Origin of the sequence: Spirulina sp. CCY15215 (assembly GCF_016888125.1) — a bacterium.
Taxonomy (GTDB): domain Bacteria; phylum Cyanobacteriota; class Cyanobacteriia; order Cyanobacteriales; family Spirulinaceae; genus CCY15215.
Genome location: NZ_JACSWA010000277.1, coordinates 1 through 16,516 on the forward strand (window position 1 = coordinate 1; position 16,516 = coordinate 16,516).

General features: G+C 43.2%; 18 protein-coding genes and 1 pseudogene. 10 read left to right on the top strand and 9 right to left on the bottom strand.

All coding sequences use genetic code 11. From position 1 onward, the window contains the following. Positions 1–171 precede the first annotated feature (171 nt). The 5 genes and pseudogenes from JUI58_RS03165 to hpsO all read left to right on the top strand — a co-directional run bounded on the left by JUI58_RS03165 (position 172) and on the right by hpsO (position 6,509). Positions 172–774: a Uma2 family endonuclease gene (locus tag JUI58_RS03165; RefSeq protein WP_204102306.1), complete on the top strand. Its 603-nt coding sequence runs from the start codon at positions 172–174 to the stop codon at positions 772–774. Positions 775–1,076: 302 nt separating this feature from the next. Further along, positions 1,077–2,450, top strand: a pseudogene (gene glmM, locus JUI58_RS03170) (phosphoglucosamine mutase); the annotation flags it as partial. A 140-nt stretch (positions 2,451–2,590) separates the two neighbouring features. Then, positions 2,591–4,297 (top strand): hormogonium polysaccharide biosynthesis protein HpsL, encoded by a 1,707-nt coding sequence (hpsL, locus tag JUI58_RS03175; protein ID WP_204102293.1) that lies wholly within the window; start codon positions 2,591–2,593, stop codon positions 4,295–4,297. 22 nt (positions 4,298–4,319) lie between these two features. Continuing rightward, positions 4,320–5,306, top strand: a complete 987-nt coding sequence (gene hpsN / locus JUI58_RS03180; protein WP_239121238.1) for a hormogonium polysaccharide biosynthesis glycosyltransferase HpsN — start codon at positions 4,320–4,322, stop codon at positions 5,304–5,306. A gap of 24 nt (positions 5,307–5,330) precedes the next feature. Next, complete coding sequence (gene hpsO / locus JUI58_RS03185; RefSeq protein ID WP_204102294.1) at positions 5,331–6,509, top strand: hormogonium polysaccharide biosynthesis glycosyltransferase HpsO; 1,179 nt, start codon at positions 5,331–5,333, stop codon at positions 6,507–6,509. A 2-nt stretch (positions 6,510–6,511) separates the two neighbouring features. On the opposite strand, the gene JUI58_RS03190 is transcribed toward hpsO, so the two are convergent. Beyond that, positions 6,512–6,994 (bottom strand): DUF29 domain-containing protein, encoded by a 483-nt coding sequence (locus tag JUI58_RS03190; RefSeq protein ID WP_204102295.1) that lies wholly within the window; start codon positions 6,992–6,994, stop codon positions 6,512–6,514. A gap of 242 nt (positions 6,995–7,236) precedes the next feature. On the opposite strand from JUI58_RS03190, the gene JUI58_RS03195 reads away from it, so the two are divergent. The 3 genes from JUI58_RS03195 to hpsP all read left to right on the top strand — a co-directional run bounded on the left by JUI58_RS03195 (position 7,237) and on the right by hpsP (position 9,018). Then, on the top strand, positions 7,237–7,458 hold the full coding sequence (locus JUI58_RS03195) for a hypothetical protein (protein ID WP_204102296.1): 222 nt from the start codon (positions 7,237–7,239) through the stop codon (positions 7,456–7,458). A gap of 2 nt (positions 7,459–7,460) precedes the next feature. After that, positions 7,461–7,727 (top strand): type II toxin-antitoxin system YafQ family toxin, encoded by a 267-nt coding sequence (locus JUI58_RS03200; protein ID WP_239121239.1) that lies wholly within the window; start codon positions 7,461–7,463, stop codon positions 7,725–7,727. 115 nt (positions 7,728–7,842) lie between these two features. After that, positions 7,843–9,018: a hormogonium polysaccharide biosynthesis glycosyltransferase HpsP gene (gene hpsP / locus JUI58_RS03205; RefSeq protein WP_204102297.1), complete on the top strand. Its 1,176-nt coding sequence runs from the start codon at positions 7,843–7,845 to the stop codon at positions 9,016–9,018. A 56-nt stretch (positions 9,019–9,074) separates the two neighbouring features. Here the strand turns inward: hpsP and JUI58_RS03210 are convergent, their stop codons facing one another. Both JUI58_RS03210 and JUI58_RS03215 read right to left on the bottom strand, forming a co-directional pair. Beyond that, positions 9,075–9,344 carry a hypothetical protein gene (locus JUI58_RS03210; protein WP_204102298.1) on the bottom strand — a complete coding sequence of 90 codons (270 nt, stop codon included), beginning with the start codon at positions 9,342–9,344 and terminating at the stop codon, positions 9,075–9,077. Positions 9,345–9,469: 125 nt separating this feature from the next. Beyond that, the gene (locus JUI58_RS03215) at positions 9,470–10,141 is read right to left on the bottom strand and encodes a sigma-70 family RNA polymerase sigma factor (RefSeq protein ID WP_348539824.1); all 672 of its coding nucleotides are present in this window, start codon (positions 10,139–10,141) and stop codon (positions 9,470–9,472) included. Positions 10,142–10,197: 56 nt separating this feature from the next. Between JUI58_RS03215 and JUI58_RS03220 the strand changes: the two genes are divergently transcribed. Further along, positions 10,198–10,590: a gamma-glutamylcyclotransferase gene (locus JUI58_RS03220; protein ID WP_204102299.1), complete on the top strand. Its 393-nt coding sequence runs from the start codon at positions 10,198–10,200 to the stop codon at positions 10,588–10,590. 53 nt (positions 10,591–10,643) lie between these two features. Here JUI58_RS03220 and JUI58_RS03225 read toward each other — a convergent pair whose 3' ends face one another. From JUI58_RS03225 to JUI58_RS03250, 6 genes are all read right to left on the bottom strand, one after another. Then, positions 10,644–11,234 carry a hypothetical protein gene (locus tag JUI58_RS03225; RefSeq protein WP_204102300.1) on the bottom strand — a complete coding sequence of 197 codons (591 nt, stop codon included), beginning with the start codon at positions 11,232–11,234 and terminating at the stop codon, positions 10,644–10,646. A 120-nt stretch (positions 11,235–11,354) separates the two neighbouring features. Beyond that, positions 11,355–12,035, bottom strand: coding sequence for a sigma-70 family RNA polymerase sigma factor (locus JUI58_RS03230; RefSeq protein WP_204102301.1), 681 nt, complete (start codon positions 12,033–12,035; stop codon positions 11,355–11,357). Positions 12,036–12,121: 86 nt separating this feature from the next. After that, on the bottom strand, positions 12,122–12,673 hold the full coding sequence (locus JUI58_RS03235) for a late competence development ComFB family protein (RefSeq protein WP_204102310.1): 552 nt from the start codon (positions 12,671–12,673) through the stop codon (positions 12,122–12,124). A 126-nt stretch (positions 12,674–12,799) separates the two neighbouring features. Then, positions 12,800–13,663: a M23 family metallopeptidase gene (locus JUI58_RS03240; protein ID WP_204102302.1), complete on the bottom strand. Its 864-nt coding sequence runs from the start codon at positions 13,661–13,663 to the stop codon at positions 12,800–12,802. Between the two features lie 59 nt (positions 13,664–13,722). After that, positions 13,723–13,935, bottom strand: coding sequence for an RNA-binding protein hfq (locus tag JUI58_RS03245; protein WP_204102303.1), 213 nt, complete (start codon positions 13,933–13,935; stop codon positions 13,723–13,725). Positions 13,936–14,117: 182 nt separating this feature from the next. Continuing rightward, positions 14,118–15,362, bottom strand: a complete 1,245-nt coding sequence (locus JUI58_RS03250; RefSeq protein ID WP_204102304.1) for an RNA-guided endonuclease TnpB family protein — start codon at positions 15,360–15,362, stop codon at positions 14,118–14,120. A 95-nt stretch (positions 15,363–15,457) separates the two neighbouring features. Here JUI58_RS03250 and dapF point away from each other — a divergent pair, with 95 nt between their 5' ends. After that, positions 15,458–16,297, top strand: a complete 840-nt coding sequence (dapF, locus tag JUI58_RS03255) for a diaminopimelate epimerase (protein WP_204102305.1) — start codon at positions 15,458–15,460, stop codon at positions 16,295–16,297. The last annotated feature ends 219 nt before the right edge of the window (positions 16,298–16,516 follow it).

The window sequence follows — 16,516 nt, forward strand, 5'->3', positions numbered from 1 at the left end:
AAAAGACTGTAACCCCGATGTGTCGTTGTAGAACAAATGATTACTAACGAAAAATAAGGGATTGTAACAATTTTCTCTGCTTAATGAATAGTCCCTGCCCTTAATAAGGGGGGCTGGGGGGGATCAAATTGATACCTAGCAAGTTGAGTTAAAATTATTGTGCAAAAAATTATGATCGCCCTCAAAGAAAAGTATCTTCTCACCCCAGAAGAATACTTAAAATTTGAAGAAAGCAGCCCCATTAAAAACGAGTATATCAATGGGAAAATCTTCGTAAGAGCAGAAGTTAGCGATCGCGAAAACATTATTATGGGAAATCTTGCCATTCTCATCCGCAACCATCTTCGAGGCAACCCCTGTCGCGTTTATTTCGCCGACCTCAAAACTAGAATTGAAGCAAAAAAACGCTTTTATTATCCCGATCTTCTCGTTACCTGCGATCGCCGCGATCGCGAAACCCCCACTTACAAATGTTTTCCTAAACTCATTATCGAAGTTCTTTCCGACAGTACCGAGGCACGCGATCGCGGTGACAAATTCCACGACTACCAAACCTTAGACAGTTTTGAAGAATATGTACTCGTGAATAGCAAACGCCAACAAGTCGAAATCTTTCGCCGACAAGAAACCAACAATTGGCAATTTTCCACCTACCATCCCGAAAACCCTCGTTTTACTCTCGATAGTATTGGTTTAGAAATTGCGATCGCCGATCTTTATGAAGATGTCGAATTCGAGAATGCGATCGAAAGCAACGAATCCGACAATAATTAAGCGATCGCCCGCCTTGCCAGTCCCTACAATCCCGAAAACCCACAATATATCGAACCCAGTTTGACCTTAGAGCAAATGGAGACATACCTCAAAGCACTGGGAATTTAGAAGCGATCCGGAGAAGGCGATCGCACCCCGGAAAAGATTGCCATGAGAGGATACCATCTCAACCAGCAAGAAAATGTTATCCTCCAGAGTAGAAAGTGTGTGAGGAAGTCAGCGATATGGTATTATCTTCGATCTCAATTCAGGGGGGCGATCGCATTACGAGAAACAGCGACAAGTTCCCCATCCCCCATACCCCAGTCCCCATAGCCAGTACGCCCCTGTTTGGTACCGATGGCATTCGCGGTAAGGCTGGAGAGCTTTTAAATGCTTCTCTGGCTTTAGAAGTCGGTTTTTGGGCGGGTCAAATCCTGAAAGCCAATGCAGCAACACCGGGTCCGATCGCGATCGGGCAAGATTCCCGCAATTCTAGCGATATGTTAGCAACAGCACTCACGGCGGGTTTAACGTCCGCCGGAGTCGAAGTCTGGCATTTGGGCTTATGCCCGACCCCTTGTATTTCCTTCTCCGTGGGTCAAACCGACGCGATCGGCGGCGTGATGATTTCTGCCAGTCATAACCCCCCCGAAGATAACGGCATTAAATTTTTTGGTAGTAATGGCACCAAACTCAGCCAAGATTTGACCCAACAACTGGAAACCGCCTTGAGAGGAAAAGCGAATTTTTCCCAGACCTCGCCAACTTGGGGAAAATCCTACCCCCGTCCCGAATTAGTTACAGGATACAGCGACTTTTTAACGCGATCGCTGCCTTCGGGAGTCAATTTCCAAGGACTGCGGATCGTTCTCGATTTAGCTTGGGGAGCCTCTGTTAGTACTGCCCCGCAAGTGTTTCGCGCTTTGGGTGCCGAGGTCATTTGCCTGCACGATACCCCCGACGGGGATCGCATTAACGTGAACTGTGGTTCTACTCACTTAAACTTATTACAAGAAAAAGTAATAGAACTTAAAGCTGATTTGGGTTTCGCCTTTGACGGAGATGCCGATCGCGTTATGGCAGTAGATGCCCGAGGGCGAGTAGTGGATGGAGACTATATCCTCTATTTATGGGGGCGACAACTCCAACAACAGGAACTTCTCCCCGAGAATCTCATTATTGCTACGGTTATGGCTAACTTAGGTTTTGAACGGGCCTGGCAAAAACAAGGGGGACAATTCCGACGCACTAAAGTTGGCGATCGCTACGTGCAAGCAGAAATGTTAGCAACGGGAGCTATGCTGGGAGGAGAACAATCTGGCCATATCCTTTGTCACCATCACAGCTATTCTGGAGACGGACTGCAAACCGCCCTGCATTTAACTGCCCTAGTACAAAAGTCTGGCAATTCTCTGGCTGAATTGATGGAAGAGAGTTTCCAAACCTATCCCCAACGGTTAAGCAATGTCCGCGTTGAAGACCGCGATCGCCGCGCTAACTGGCAAAATTGCGATAAACTGCAAAATGCGATCGCTCAAGCAGAAAACGCATTAGGTGACGAAGGACGGGTTTTAATTCGAGCCTCTGGCACCGAACCCCTGATTCGAGTTATGGTTGAAGCAGCCTGCGAACAATCTGTACATCATTGGACAGAAGAATTATCTCGCACCGTTAGGCAATATTCCCTCGCTTAACCGCCATAAACAAAAAAAACGCCACGATTAACACAATATGTTAACCGTGGCGTTTTTTATTCTGTTTGTGCGAAATGCAAAGAGGCGATCGTGTAGGATAAAAAAAGATATAACCGCTTAATTGATAACCGATCTGCACTATGGCAAAATCAACAAAAGCAAAAAAGAAACTCTCCAAAAAAGAGAAAAAGCAAGCAGAACTTGCCAATCTAAGTCCTAAAGAAATAGCAGCGCTAAAACGAAAAGCAGCCCAAGCAAAGAAAAAATTAATCAATGTTCTTGCCGTTGTTGTTGCCTGTTTAGTTTTTATTAGTCTTCCTTTATTTTTAGTTAATCCTAAAATCGGTTTGGCTCTCGGTGCAGGGATTCCCGTTATGTATTTTTCCTATCAATATCCCCGTACCGCAATCTGGCTATTTCTTATTTATATGCCTTTTAGTGGCACGATTATCTATCAATTTGTGGGTGAAAATGCCATTTTTAACTTAGCTAAAGATGGCTTTTTTATACCCGCCTGTATTGCTTTAGTAATGGAGTGTAAAAAAAATAAACAACCTATTATTGTCAATAAAAAAATATTATATACCTTAATCTTCCTGTCCATCACTGCCATTCTAACATTAATAGTTGTTAATGGTATGATGCAATTTGCTTTGCCACTTTGTTCGACTTTACCAAGAGGAGGAAAAGGTGAATTATGTAAAGATGGTATACCTTTAGCACAAGGAATTTTAGGCTTAAAAGTTCTCATGGGCTACATTCCCCTAATCTTTTGTACCTATTATATGATTAATAATAAAAAAGACTTATTGCGTTTGGGACGAGTGCATTTAATTCTTGCTCTTATTTGCACTTTACTCGGCGTTTATCAGTATTATTTATTAGATTCTGGCGCTTGTATCGGAACTCGAAATGAAGTTGGAGATGCCCTATTTAAAGCTAGTGTTGAGGCAAAATGCTTTGTGGGTGGTTCTGTGGGTTTTACACCCGTCCAGAACTTTATCCGTCTGCCTGGAACTTTTTCTTCTCCTTGGCACTGGGCATGGTTTTTAATTGCCAATAGTGCGATTACTTTTACTGTTGCTTTTGGCGATACATCTCTTTGGTGGAGATTGGGTGGTTTACTGGGTATGGTATTAGTCTTTGTCAATTCGGTTATTTCGGGTCAGCGCATTGCTCTTGCCCTCGTTCCCGTCGTAACAGTTATTTTATTCGTTTTAACTGGACAAATGACAAATCTCAAACGATTTATTCCAATTTTATTGGGTTTAGTGCTACTGCTGGGAATTGTAATTAGTACCAATCCTACTCTAATTCAAGATCGACTGGATAGTTTAACTGGTCGCGCGGAAGCATCTCCACCCACTGCCTTTATTGAAGAACAATTTCATTGGGCATTTGCTGAACAACGAGGACCATTAGGGCGAGGTTTGGGGAAAGCAACAAATTCTACTCGCGTCTTTGGCAATGCTGCATTAGTGGAAACTTTTCATCCTAAATTAATTTATGAAATGGGACTATTAGGCTGCATTGCCTTTGTTGCTTTTACAACCAATATTGTCTGGGTGACATTTCAAATTCGGCGTTCTGTAAAAACCCCAACTATTCGCAGTTATGCCTCCAGTCTTTGGGTTTTTCTGTTAATTATTAGTTTTAATACTTATTGGTATCCCTTAGACACCGATCCCGTTGCCGTTTATTATTGGTTGTTTGTAGGATTAATATTCAAATTGCCAGAAATTGACAAACAGGAACAGGAACAGATCAAAGCCGCTAAAATAGAGGAGGCGCAACTGGGACTCAATCGCAAAAAACCGAAGGCTAAAATTACCCGAAAAGCCGCATAAAAATTAACACGAGAGTATAAACATGATCAATTTTCCCTCTATTTCTGTCATTATTCCCACTTACGGACGAGAAGTTGTTTTATGTGATAGCATTGCTGATATTTTAAAGCAAGACTATCCAGATTTTGAAATTTTGGTGGTGGATCAAACCCAAAAACACGACTCAGACACGGAAACTTATTTACAAGACCTTGCCGATACTGGCAAGATTCGTTGGTTGCGTTTAGATTGGGCGAGTTTGCCTGGGGCGCGGAATTATGGAGTCCGACAGGCTAAAGGAGAAATAGTCGTTTTTATTGACGATGATGTGCAAATGGAACCAGGATATTTACGAAACCACGCCCGCAACTACGATCGCCCTGAAGTAGGTGCCGTTGCGGGAAGAGTTTTCGATCGCATGAAATTAGGAGACTCGGGGGGAGATTTAGAAATCGAAACCTTACCTCCCGAAGCAATGGATCCTGGGATCGCCTGGTATTACATCGATTTGGTTCACACAACTAAACCTCAACAAGTGATTTCAGCACGGGGTTGTAATATGTCCTATCGTAAGGATATTTTTACGAAGCATGGTGTTTGGTTTGACGAGCGTTTTCGCGGGTCTGCGGTGCGGGAGGAATCGGATTTTTGCTTGCGGTTGCGGAAAACAGGTTATAAAATTTGGTACGATCCCGAGGCGCATCTCGTTCATTTGGGGGAAGAAACGGGAGGATGTCACGATATCAGTACGCGATCGCTTAAATATCAAATCACTTTTTATCACAATCATTTTCTCATGGCGCAAAAAAATCTTACTTTTTACCAACAGTTGCGCCTCTATCTTAAACTATTTGATTGTCACGTTCTCGGCAATCCTCCTTGCAATAAAAGCGGTTCTCCTCTCAAAATTGTTACGCGAGGAATCTTTTATAGTTTGGGCTTTTTCGATGCTGTAAAAACCCGCATTAATGGACTTTGGGACAACGGACAAGTTTACAGTCGCCAGTCACCAGTTACAAACAAACCATAATGAATTGCTTTATCTGTTAGAAACATGAAAATTTTAATTGTCAGTCATACCTATATTGTCGATCTCAATTGCGAGAAATTTAGAGAACTTTCGCGTTTAGAGCCAGAGATTGAAGTTAAGATTATTGTTCCTAAACGTTGGCGGCCAGGAGGAGTACAGAATAAAATCATTGAACCTCAACCTCGCCATGAAGGAAATTTTCACATTGTTCCCATCACTAATTTTAGCGAAAATAATCAAGGATTACTGACATTTGGCGGGGAGATTATTGCTTTTTTACGTTCTTTTAAACCCGATATTATTCAAGTTGAACAAGGTGTAAAATCTTTGGCTTATGCTCAATTTATTACTTTAAATAAGTTGTTGGGATTAAAAGCCAAGAATTGCTTTTTTACATGGTGGAATTTGCCCTATACGAATAAATTTCCCATTTCACTGCTGGAAAAATATAATTTAAGTAATACTGATGGATTAATTGCCGGAAATCAAGATGGTGTGGATATTTTACGAGAACATGGATATACGGGAGCCGTCAAAGTTTCGCCCCAACTTGGTATTGATGAAAAATTGTTTTATCCTCGCTTTGAACCAGAAATAACTGAACGTTTAAATATTGATAATGATAATTTTATTATTGGTTTTGTGGGCAGGTTTGTAGAAGAAAAAGGAATTTTAACTTTAATTGAAGCGGTTGCAAAATTAACTGAGAAAAACTGGCAATTACTTTTATTAGGACGAGGAGAATTAAAGGCAGAAATTCAAAAACGAGCTTTAGAAGCAGGGATTCAAGATCGTTTAATTTTAGTTGAAAGTGTCCCTCATGATGAAGTTTCTCGCTATATTAATCTGATGAATGTGTTAGTTTTACCTTCTGAAACAACCTATAAGTTTAAAACATTAACAGCCGTCGGTTGGAAGGAGCAGTTCGGTCATGTTTTAATTGAAGCAATGGGCTGTAAAGTGGCGGTTATTGGCTCTGATTCTGGAGAGATACCTAATGTTATTCGCGATGTCGGTTTGACCTTTCCCGAGGGAAATGCTCAAAAATTAAGCATTTGTTTACAGCAATTAATGGAAAATTCAGAATTTCGAGCAAATTTGGCTCGTCGAGGTTATGAAAAAGCAATGAAGCAATATACAAATAAGGCCTTAGCTCAAGAACTTTTAGCATTTTATCGCGAATTAAAAGAGGAAAAAGCATAGTTTTAGAATTCGGGAGTCTCGCGATCGGGTAGAAAGTCTGGATCGAGAATTTCTGCTTGGGAAAATGGACAAATTTCTGGAAATATATCTAAAGATAATTGAGTTTCAGTTTTAGTATCTTGTCGAGCATCTTGATAGCATTCAGCTAATATTTCCTCGAAATAACGTCTCAGACTGGGACTTTTTTTGAACGCGCGTAACAGCCGTCGTCTGTGTTCTACAATGGAGTATCTCCAACTTTGACTATCAATTCTTTTTTCAGGTTGAAAGCGGTATTTAAGCAAGTGCATCAGAAGAATAATTAAGTTACTTTCAAGGGCATCTTTTTGGCTTTTTCCCATATCTTCAATTTCTTCGATTAAGTTATCTAAATCTAGTAAGCTAAAGGAGCGATCGCGTAAAACGGCGATTGTTCCTTTTATCCATTCTTGATAGTCTTGTTGATAGAGTTGGTTTAACTGGGATAGTGGGAGTTTTATCGTCATTTGTTTTGCTCCTGCTTGCGATCGCTTAACATAAAATTTTCTTTAACTTATCACACGCCATAAGCCTGCTTTTTCTTTTCAATGTACTAATTTTACCCTTGCGATCGCGGTTTCATCGAAAACTCATTTTAGGCGATCGCTGCATTTGAGTAGAGGAGATTGGCGATCCTCAGATTTTGGTAAAGTTGTGAAGTATAATAAGATAGAAGAACACGACAACCACTCTCAATTTAAAATTACTAATGGTTAGTTCAATCAAAACCTTTAATGATGTAGTTGAAGGAATCAAACATCTTTCAACAGATGAGAAGCAGGAAATTCAACGGTTGTTGCTACAATACATCCGTGAAGAGCGCCGTAACGAGATTTATAATAATGTCAAGTTAGCGCAAGTTGAACAAGAAAAGGGTAAACTGAGGTTTTCTTCCGATTTGAATGAACTCAAACAGATGCTGGAGGAATAGTTGTGGAAGTCAGTTTTAGTTCTTCGTTTAAACGTGCTTTTAAAAAGCGTGTTAAAGGTAGTATAGATTTAGAGACGAAGTTTTGGGGGAAATTAGAACAGTTTATTTTAGATGCTTATCATCCAAGTTTAAAAACGCACAAATTGTCAGGTAAACTCAAGAAACTTTGGAGTTTTAGTGTAGATTACGATAATAGAGTATTATTTTACTTTATGGAAGATGAAAAGGCTGTATTTGTAGATATTGGCAGCCATGATGAAGTATATTAAGTTGTAAAAGTTGGTTAGTATGGGAAAAAGTAGTATTACGATCGCGATTTTGAATAATTCAGATGATGCGAGGGTTAGATAACTTATGCTTCCAGCCTTATAACAATTAAAATCTATGAAAGTTCTGCAAATTATTCCTTCTATTTCCCTCGTTTATGGTGGTCCCAGTCAAATGGTACGAGGACTATCTGCCGCTTTGGTACAGGAAAATGTTGAAGTAACTATCTTAACAACCGATTCTAATGGCGATGTTGGACAACCGCCTTTAGATGTTCCCTTAGATTCTCCTGTCGAGGAAAATGGCTATCAGATTCGCTATTTTCACTGTTCTCCTTTTCGACGTTATAAGTTTTCTTTAGGATTGTTAAAATGGCTGGCTAAACATGGGAAAGAATACGATCTCGTGCATATTCATGCTTTATTTTCCCCCGTCACGACCGCCGCCGCAATCGTCGCCAGAAATCTTAATTTACCTTATATTTTGCGTCCTTTAGGAACTCTCGATCCGGCAGATTTACGCAAGAAAAAACAACTCAAGGAGATTTATGCTGTTCTTTGGGAAGCAACTAATTTAGCCAAAGCAGCAGGGGTTCATTTTACCAGTCAAGAAGAGGCGAGAATTTCCCGTCGCTTTGGCCGAAAAACTCGCGATATTATTGTTCCTTTGGGTGTGGAATTATCGGCATCTTTGCCAGAATCAGGTTTAGCGCGGGCAAAATGGAAAATTGATGAAAATATACCTTTGGTCTTGTTTATGTCCCGAATTGACCCGAAAAAAGGCTTTGATTTGCTCTTTCCTGCCTTGGCACAATTAGCAACAGAAGGAATTGATTTTCATTTTGTTTTAGCGGGGTCAAATGTTCAAGATCCCGAATACGAACAGTCGGTTTTTAAGATGGTGGAAGATGTAGGATTGCGATCGCGCACAACGATCGCGGGATTTGTCCAAGGAGAAGAGAAATTAGCCTTACTACGGGACGCAGATCTATTCGTTTTACCTTCTTATTATGAGAACTTTGGGATTGCTGTTGCAGAGGCAATGTTAGCCGGAATTCCAGTCTTAATTTCTCATAAAGTCTATATTTGGGATACCATTCAAGAAGCCGACGCAGGATGGGTGACGCAATGCGATCGCGAGGATATTACCGAAAAACTGCGATCGGCATTGCAAAATCCTGAACAACGACGGCAAAAAGGAGAAAATGCCCGCAATGCGGCGATCGCCAATTACAGTTGGGATGCGATCGCGCAACAAATGAAAGCAGAATATAGCAAAATTTTACAGATTTAAACCCCAGTTCTTTTAGATAAAAACTGGGGTATAATGAGGAAGTGGCAGCGAAATTTTTATGACGCTTTCACGACTTCTGATTGAGTGGCAGGAAAAGAGGCGATCGCACCTTCAGATGATTTCTTCTGTAAAGCATTACTCGCCTTTTCTAAGACCGTAACTTCGAGGTTAACTGCAATTAGATAAGAACCCGCTTGACTTCCCGTATTTTCTGCGATCGCCTCCAATAACTCCGGACGCTCTCCTGTAATCGGATCTCGCAGGACACAGCGATCCCAGGGGTGTTTCGCATTTGGATCGAGGCTAAGGATATAATGTTTAATCATGGCTTTAAGATTTAATTCGTTTATTGGTTTTTTAGTCAACAATTTTATTATAGAACACTTTTCTGGTTTAGGGGGATATTTACGCAAAATTCTTCCTAGATTATTTTGTGGGTTCCCAAGCCTTTTTAAGTGGAATCGCTAGAGACAAGGGCAGACTGGGAAGATTGCTCTTCATCGATTTCCCCCAATTCCCCCAAATAAATTGCGCGAATGTCCTCGGGTAAATTCGTTTCCAGCAAGCGACAGCCGCGATCGAGGTAATCTTGAACCACAACCGGAGAGAGCATTTCTCCTTCTGCTTGTAGATAAGCCGCGACGCGAGTAGAACTCCAGTGAAAGGTTTTGGACATCACCAGAATCAAACGAACGATAGGAGGAAGAAGATCAAGAGATTGTTCCAAGTAGCACCACAGGGGAGGAGAAGCCGCTTGGAGGCTGTAATTAATCGACTCTACCGGGGGGAGGTTGGCTTGATTAATGCAAATTGCCGTCATGTTAATCAGCCAATTTTGGAAAGAACTAGACTCCCTATTACTGCGATCGCGCAACTCCAACCCGCGCATCTCGTAAAAAATATGTCGCCAAGTCAAAGCAAAGAGATAATCCCCTTGAACCGGCGATCGCGCTGAATGAGCAATGAGGGTATAAACGATCGGACTGTAGCGGCAGAAAATAGCAACAAAATACTTTCCCTGTTCGGGATGATTCTGGAACAGAGTCAGTAAATCGCGATCGCTGTAGCGAAAGAGCGATTTAACAAGGGAGTGATTGCATTCAGGAAAACGCTGAGTTTGCACGATCAGTTACTGCACGCCATTTTTATATTTTCATTGTATTAGATAGTTCTCAAAGAATGCTGAAAGTTTTTGTTTATGGCACCTTAAAACCAGGAAAAAGCAATTACGATCGCTATTGTGCGGGCAAGGCGATCGCCGAAATTCCTGCGTTTGCGCGGGGAAACTTGTACGCGCTTCCCCTAGGCTATCCGGCGATGACCCTTGGAGCAAGCAAAGTTTGGGGCGTATTGCTAATATTTAACGACCCAGAGATTTTAACATCCTTGGATCGTTTAGAAGATTATGATCCAGATCGAGCCGTCGAAGAGAACGAATACCAGCGCCAAGAGATTTCCCTTTATAACCCTGCGGGGAAGCCTTTAGGACAGGCTTGGGCTTACCTCATGATGCCAGAGAGCGTCGAGGAACTCGGCGGTCGGTTTTTAGCCTCTGGATGCTGGATAGAGTGACAAGAATTAGTGATAAGAATTTTCGCCCATAATTTTTGCTTTGGCCTCTCTCACTATGGAGACTTTACGATCGCCGCTTTCGGAATAGCCACCACAGGACGATCAATAGGAATCATAAGAGTATTAGTAGCGACGGGAATAGCCACCGCCGGGCGATTGATGGCGATCGTTAAACTTTCCGTCGGCATCTCAGCAGAGAAAGAAGGCTCAGATTCTGGTGTGCGGGCAAAGCGAGGGGAAAAAGAAGAATTTCCAGGTAGGAAGAGAGATAACGCAGCGATCATTGTGGCTGCGATCGCGCCCCCACCCAAAACGGCAAACCGACGCAGGCGACGACGTTGGATAACTTTCCAGACATTAGCCGTTACTTCCTCCGTGGAATGCGCCCCCGCAGGAATCGGTAATCCTTGGATACCCTGACGCAGTTTGAGTAATTTACAATAGAGAGATTGAACCTCCGCATCACCATCCAACCATTGTTGAACTTGTTGGCGTTGTCCTGGCGTGACCTCCCCATCAAAATAAGCGCTGATGAGTTCAAAGCGATCGCGCTCTCTCCCAGTCATTTCCACCTTCATCTCAATTTTAGGTTCATCGACATTTTCTCGAGCAGATCGTGGAGTCCGGTCATTTTTATTAATCATTGTTTCCCTCCCCAAGCATTAATTTTTTTTGCGGTGGGTCATCAATTTTGGCAGATTCTATCATAAGGCTATCGGGCTAGAAATTGCACCCTCGAAATTAACCGGATTCTTCAAATCCCTTTAAGTATCGAGATAAGACTGTAATTGTTCTTGTAACTTGCCTCGAGCCCGAGCAATTCTCGATTTGACTGTTCCCAGAGAAACCCCCGTAATTTCGGCAATTTCCTCATAAGCCAGTCCTTGAATTTCCCGTAAAACGATCGTCGTGCGAAAGGCTTCCGGTAAATCCGCGATCGCCCCCTCTAACTGCTCGTAAAACTCTCGGGTGCTTAAATTATCGTTGGGACTAGGAGCATCTGAAGGAAGTTCCCAGTTCATTTCCCCATCTCCCGTATGGCGAGGAGCATCTAAAGATAAAGGCCTTGCCACCCGCTTGCGCTTGCGGAGTTCATCATAGAACAAATTCGTCGCAATACGACCCAACCATCCCTTAAACTTGAGAGGGTCTTTGAGACGGCCAATATTGCGATAGACTCGAATCCAAACCTCTTGAGCCAAGTCCGAGCGATCTTGCCAATCCGGGGCGAGATGATAGAGAATTTTCTCTACATGGGACTGATAGCGACGCAAAAGTTCCGTAAAAGCGGCGCGTTCTGGCTTCGCATCACTTTGACAGCGTAAAATTAAATCGTAGTTCGGTATTTTATCCAGAGACACCAGAGCTTCAGGGAGATCGGCCTCAATTTTTGACCAATGTTTTGACCAATGTTTTGAGCAATGTGCGGAAATTGATTGACTCATGGGCTTCTCAAAGGAACGCTAATTTACCCTTCCTTCTCTCAAGACCTCCTGTTTTCCGGAAAGTTCCCGCCCTTGAGAAGAGCCATTTATTTTTTGGACAAATCTTGTTCGTAGTTGGGGGCGTAGGCTCCGAGTAGGTTACTAACCTGTTTGAGAACCCCATCTCCTACGGAAGAATTTTTCAGTTCTTGTCGATCTTTGCCATATTCGGGTTTTTCCAAATAGCGGGAGATGGCCTCTTGAATTTTATCAGCGAGTAGGTCCTTCAATTCTTCTTTAGCTTTTTTGCGTTGAAAACTGGCTCCTTCCTCTGTGGTCGCATAGAGGGGAGGCAAGCGATTGAGGGCATAGGCCGCAATATCCCCTACATCTAAAGATGAATCGCTGCTGGCTTCGATTTCAGCAACGCGGGTAATCGTTTCGCTTAATACCAGTTCTTCCATAACATTAATAAACTGTTTGCGCGGAACCGCAACCACTTCTCCCGTCAGCAGAGATCCCATCAGGCGATCGAGAGCCATATATTCCTCGATCGATAATTCAGAGGCCGTATCGCAGATCCGGCCCACTTCTGCTTCCATTGTTGGTGTTAAATAACCATCTTTGAGAGCTTGTTCTACGATCTTTTCTATACTCATAACATCAGAGCCTCTAGCTTGGGTTTCCATCAAAGCGTCCCTATTTTCCTGGATTATTTCTGGTTTTTAGTAACTCATTCCGTTTGTAAGGTAACAAGTCACTGTCTCTCCCGGCGGATATTTATCCTATTCTAGTCCCTCAAATCGCCACGGAACGGGATCGATCGCCACGCCGTTGACATAGAGTCCCCAGTGAAGATGGGGACCTGTTGAGGAGCCGGTGGAACCGACACTGCCAATTCTCTGACCGGCTTTGACCATCTCTCCTTCGCGAACATCGATACGGTGAAGGTGGAGCATGATACTTAAAACACCCTGTCCGTGGTCGATACCAACGGTATTGCCGTGAACTTTGAATCCTTGGGATTCTCGTCCCACGAGGGCAATGCGTCCGGCGGCGGGGGCAATAACGGGGGTTCCCGTCCCTGCTGCATAGTCTACCCCGCGATGGTAGTAATCGTTGGCAAAAACACCATTGTAGTAGCGACGAAGGCCAAATACGCTAGAAACTCCCCCAGAAGTGGGTTTCAATAACGCACCGTTCCAGAATTTTTCGGGAGTGACCAAGGCTTTAAACGCCGCAACCCGATCGAGTTCTATTTGGGTTGCACCATTACCTCCCCCGCTTACTCGAATTCGCTGAGTATTGAAGGAGCGATCGCGCAGTGCCAAGGCGAGATTTCTGGTTTGGCCATCTCCCGATATTTGTATGTTCAATGAACCGGGGCGATCGAGGGGGGTGGTGGGAATAAAGGCGCGATAAAGATTGGCACGAAGGGGAAAAGCAGGGAAAGCGCGATCGCCCATCATCACTTGGGGGCGATCGCCGGGGTTATCAACTTCGATAAAAACAGAAATGGTATCGCCCAATTGGGGATTACTCGGATTTACCCGCACGTCTAAAGCAAGGACTGGGGCAGCACAAGCCAGAATTCCCGCAGTAATCCCAGAAAGCAAAGAACCGAGTCTGTGAAAGGAATTTTGAGTCATGGATAAATCGATAAAGGGGATAAGGAATAGCACTCTGTTCGGGAAGGCAAGGAAAATCTTTATCCTTCCTTAAGTTTGTAATAAACCATTGCTTTTCGCCAGAAGGTCACTTGTCCCGATTCAGTTTCAATACAGATACAATCGGCATCTTGCCAGAAAACTTTACCTATCAGGACATCTCCCGTTATCAATTTGAATTCAACGTTTTGTTTATCGCGGACAAAGCCTTGAATCTGACGAATGCTCGGCAATCCGGTATCAAATTCAGTCATACTTCTAACATGGGTCGCTAAGGAAACAATGGATTTCGATCGACACCGTGGGAATGCTCTTTTTTCTGCACCCATTCGGCAATTTAGGAACAATCTCCTTGACGACTCCTCTGCCTAAAGCGGTCGAGGCACGGAACAATTTAGTTCGCCAAGTGCCATCGACCAAGAGAGGCAGAGGATTCTTAAGAGATAAAAATCCTTAAAGGACTCGCCAAAAGCCCGCTAGACACTCTGGAAAAACCTTCGTGCTTACTTTTACGACCAATATTAATCGCACCATTACAGTCCGCATTAATTACAAGTCCAGCTTGAGAACGGTACAACCCACGCTTAACACGCCGACCACTAAAAGTATATTTGGTGGTGCTATTGGCTTGATAAGTCGGAATTGGGTCTCGATCGAGAGCGCTAGCCTTGCTAGTATAAGACTCTTCTTGTTCTCGATATTCAATCCCATATCGTTGACACAAAGCCGACAATTTTTGCCTCAAACTGTAATGAGGGATTTGAACGAAATTTTGATTATTTCGTTTTCCGATATTGATTTCTTGCTTCCATCCCGGGTTGACCCCAACAATCAAGACTCCGATTTTTTCGGTGATACACTTGTTGATAATCAATCGAGCTGATTTACTCAAGTAATCTCGAACTTGATTATTGCGATGACGAAGCAATCTACCTTGTCGTTGGGTCATGCCTTTAATCCCCTGCAAATCTTTTTGGCTTTGGTATTGAGAATTGAGCTTGTTAAACCACTGGTTAATACTTTTAATCTTTTTGCCATCCACGATGAAGGATGCCCCAGTTGTGGTCACACAAGTTGCTAAATTGTCAAGCCCCAAGTCAATTGCCATTGCTTTATCAAGACTTACCTCTTGAGGTTCTTCGGGTTCTTCAGTAATAAATTCAACCTCAAACCATTGAATCCCAAACTTAGGATGAATTCTGACTTCTTTGAGTTTTTTACCTTCCAGACGTTGAGGAAAAGGAATCCGAATAGAACCATACGAACCTCGGAACTCTCTGGACATAGGAACTTCAAAGAACCCGTCTTTAACCTTAATTCTGGGCATTATCAAAGGAAAGTAACCCTCTTTTTTTAAGTATCTCGGAATCGAGATTTGTTGAAAACGGTAATTTCCGTGTTGAGCCGCTTTTATAAGGTTAAAGAAGGAGCGAAACGCTCTATCTACAACTTTCAAGGTTTGTTGAGCAATATCGGTATGCAAAAGCCGATAATTCTCATTTCCTTTGCAAGTGTGATAGTTTGATTCGTAGCGAAGATACTTTTTTTCGGCAAAAAAGAATTGCCTTATAGAGTAAAGCCCTACATTGTAGAGGTTTTTGCTCAATCGGCAAAGGACACACAAGGCTGCATATTCTGCCTTGCTCAATCCTTTAATTTGATTCTTTTGAGTCAGGTACATTCGCCCAATCCTGTCGCTATATCGTAAAAGTATATCGATTTGTAGTCAATGTCAAGCCGTCCTTGTAGGACGGGGTTTCAGACCCAATTTTTGTGATGACCATTGAGTTTACCAAGTATCACGGTTTGGGCAACGATTTTATCTTAATTGATAATCGCGACACTCCCGAACCCCTGATTACACCCGATCGCGCCATCGCCCTCTGCGATCGCCATTTTGGCATTGGGGCGGATGGGGTAATTTTTGCCCTTCCAGGACAAGAAAACACGGATTATACCATGCGGATCTTTAATTCCGACGGTTCGGAACCGGAGATGTGTGGCAATGGCATTCGCTGTTTGGCGCGTTTTCTGGCGGAATTGGAGGGGGGAGAAACCCCAGGACATTCTTATCGCATTCACACCCTGGCTGGGACGATTTCCCCAGAAATTGAGGAAGAAGGACGGGTTAGGGTGGATATGGGGAAACCGCAACTCTTGGCGCAGGAAATTCCCACGACTTTAACCGATGCCAATGGCAAGGCGATCGCCCAACCCTTGGAAGTGGGGGGACAAATTTGGACGGTGACTTGCGTTAGTATGGGCAACCCCCACTGCATTACCTTTGTCGAAGATGCCGAGGCGATCGCCCTCGCCGATCTCGGTCCGCAATTCGAGCATCATCCCGTTTTTCCCCAACGAACCAATACCGAGTTTATTGAAATTGTTAAGCATAATTATCTAAAAATGCGGGTTTGGGAACGGGGTGCGGGGGCGACTCTCGCTTGCGGGACGGGCGCTTGTGCCACAGTAGTTGCAGGAGTTTTGAACGGGAAATGCGATCGGCAAACCACCGTCGAACTGCCAGGAGGATGTTTAGATATTCACTGGTCGGCGGAAAATGGGCGCGTTTACATGACCGGACCCGCAGAAGCAGTTTTTAGGGGCAAAATCTAAAGATCGGGAATAAATTTGACAGTTTCCTAAACCTAAAGCTAGAGAGTGAGGGTTAGCCATTGATTTTAATCAATGGACATCGAACGCAACGGGTTTTAACCCGTCTTGTGTTACAATAATTTCAATGTAAGTCCACAGCTATTTTTTAGCCAAGGGATGTAGGAGTCTGTTGACAGACTTGGAGAAAGCGCGGTTTTAACCCGCTTTCGGTGGATTAAC

Bases quoted from the DNA above. Each gene is read 5' to 3' on its own strand.
- JUI58_RS03165 (WP_204102306.1), top strand. From the start codon at position 172: ATGATCGCCCTCAAAGAAAAGTATCTTCTCACCCCAGAAGAATACTTA.
- hpsL (WP_204102293.1), top strand. From the start codon at position 2,591: ATGGCAAAATCAACAAAAGCAAAAAAGAAACTCTCCAAAAAAGAGAAA.
- hpsN (WP_239121238.1), top strand. From the start codon at position 4,320: ATGATCAATTTTCCCTCTATTTCTGTCATTATTCCCACTTACGGACGA.
- hpsO (WP_204102294.1), top strand. From the start codon at position 5,331: ATGAAAATTTTAATTGTCAGTCATACCTATATTGTCGATCTCAATTGC.
- JUI58_RS03190 (WP_204102295.1), bottom strand. From the start codon at position 6,994: ATGACGATAAAACTCCCACTATCCCAGTTAAACCAACTCTATCAACAA.
- JUI58_RS03195 (WP_204102296.1), top strand. From the start codon at position 7,237: ATGGTTAGTTCAATCAAAACCTTTAATGATGTAGTTGAAGGAATCAAA.
- hpsP (WP_204102297.1), top strand. From the start codon at position 7,843: ATGAAAGTTCTGCAAATTATTCCTTCTATTTCCCTCGTTTATGGTGGT.
- JUI58_RS03210 (WP_204102298.1), bottom strand. From the start codon at position 9,344: ATGATTAAACATTATATCCTTAGCCTCGATCCAAATGCGAAACACCCC.
- JUI58_RS03220 (WP_204102299.1), top strand. From the start codon at position 10,198: ATGCTGAAAGTTTTTGTTTATGGCACCTTAAAACCAGGAAAAAGCAAT.
- JUI58_RS03225 (WP_204102300.1), bottom strand. From the start codon at position 11,234: ATGATTAATAAAAATGACCGGACTCCACGATCTGCTCGAGAAAATGTC.
- JUI58_RS03230 (WP_204102301.1), bottom strand. From the start codon at position 12,035: ATGAGTCAATCAATTTCCGCACATTGCTCAAAACATTGGTCAAAACAT.
- JUI58_RS03235 (WP_204102310.1), bottom strand. From the start codon at position 12,673: ATGAGTATAGAAAAGATCGTAGAACAAGCTCTCAAAGATGGTTATTTA.
- JUI58_RS03240 (WP_204102302.1), bottom strand. From the start codon at position 13,663: ATGACTCAAAATTCCTTTCACAGACTCGGTTCTTTGCTTTCTGGGATT.
- JUI58_RS03245 (WP_204102303.1), bottom strand. From the start codon at position 13,935: ATGACTGAATTTGATACCGGATTGCCGAGCATTCGTCAGATTCAAGGC.
- JUI58_RS03250 (WP_204102304.1), bottom strand. From the start codon at position 15,362: ATGTACCTGACTCAAAAGAATCAAATTAAAGGATTGAGCAAGGCAGAA.
- dapF (WP_204102305.1), top strand. From the start codon at position 15,458: ATGACCATTGAGTTTACCAAGTATCACGGTTTGGGCAACGATTTTATC.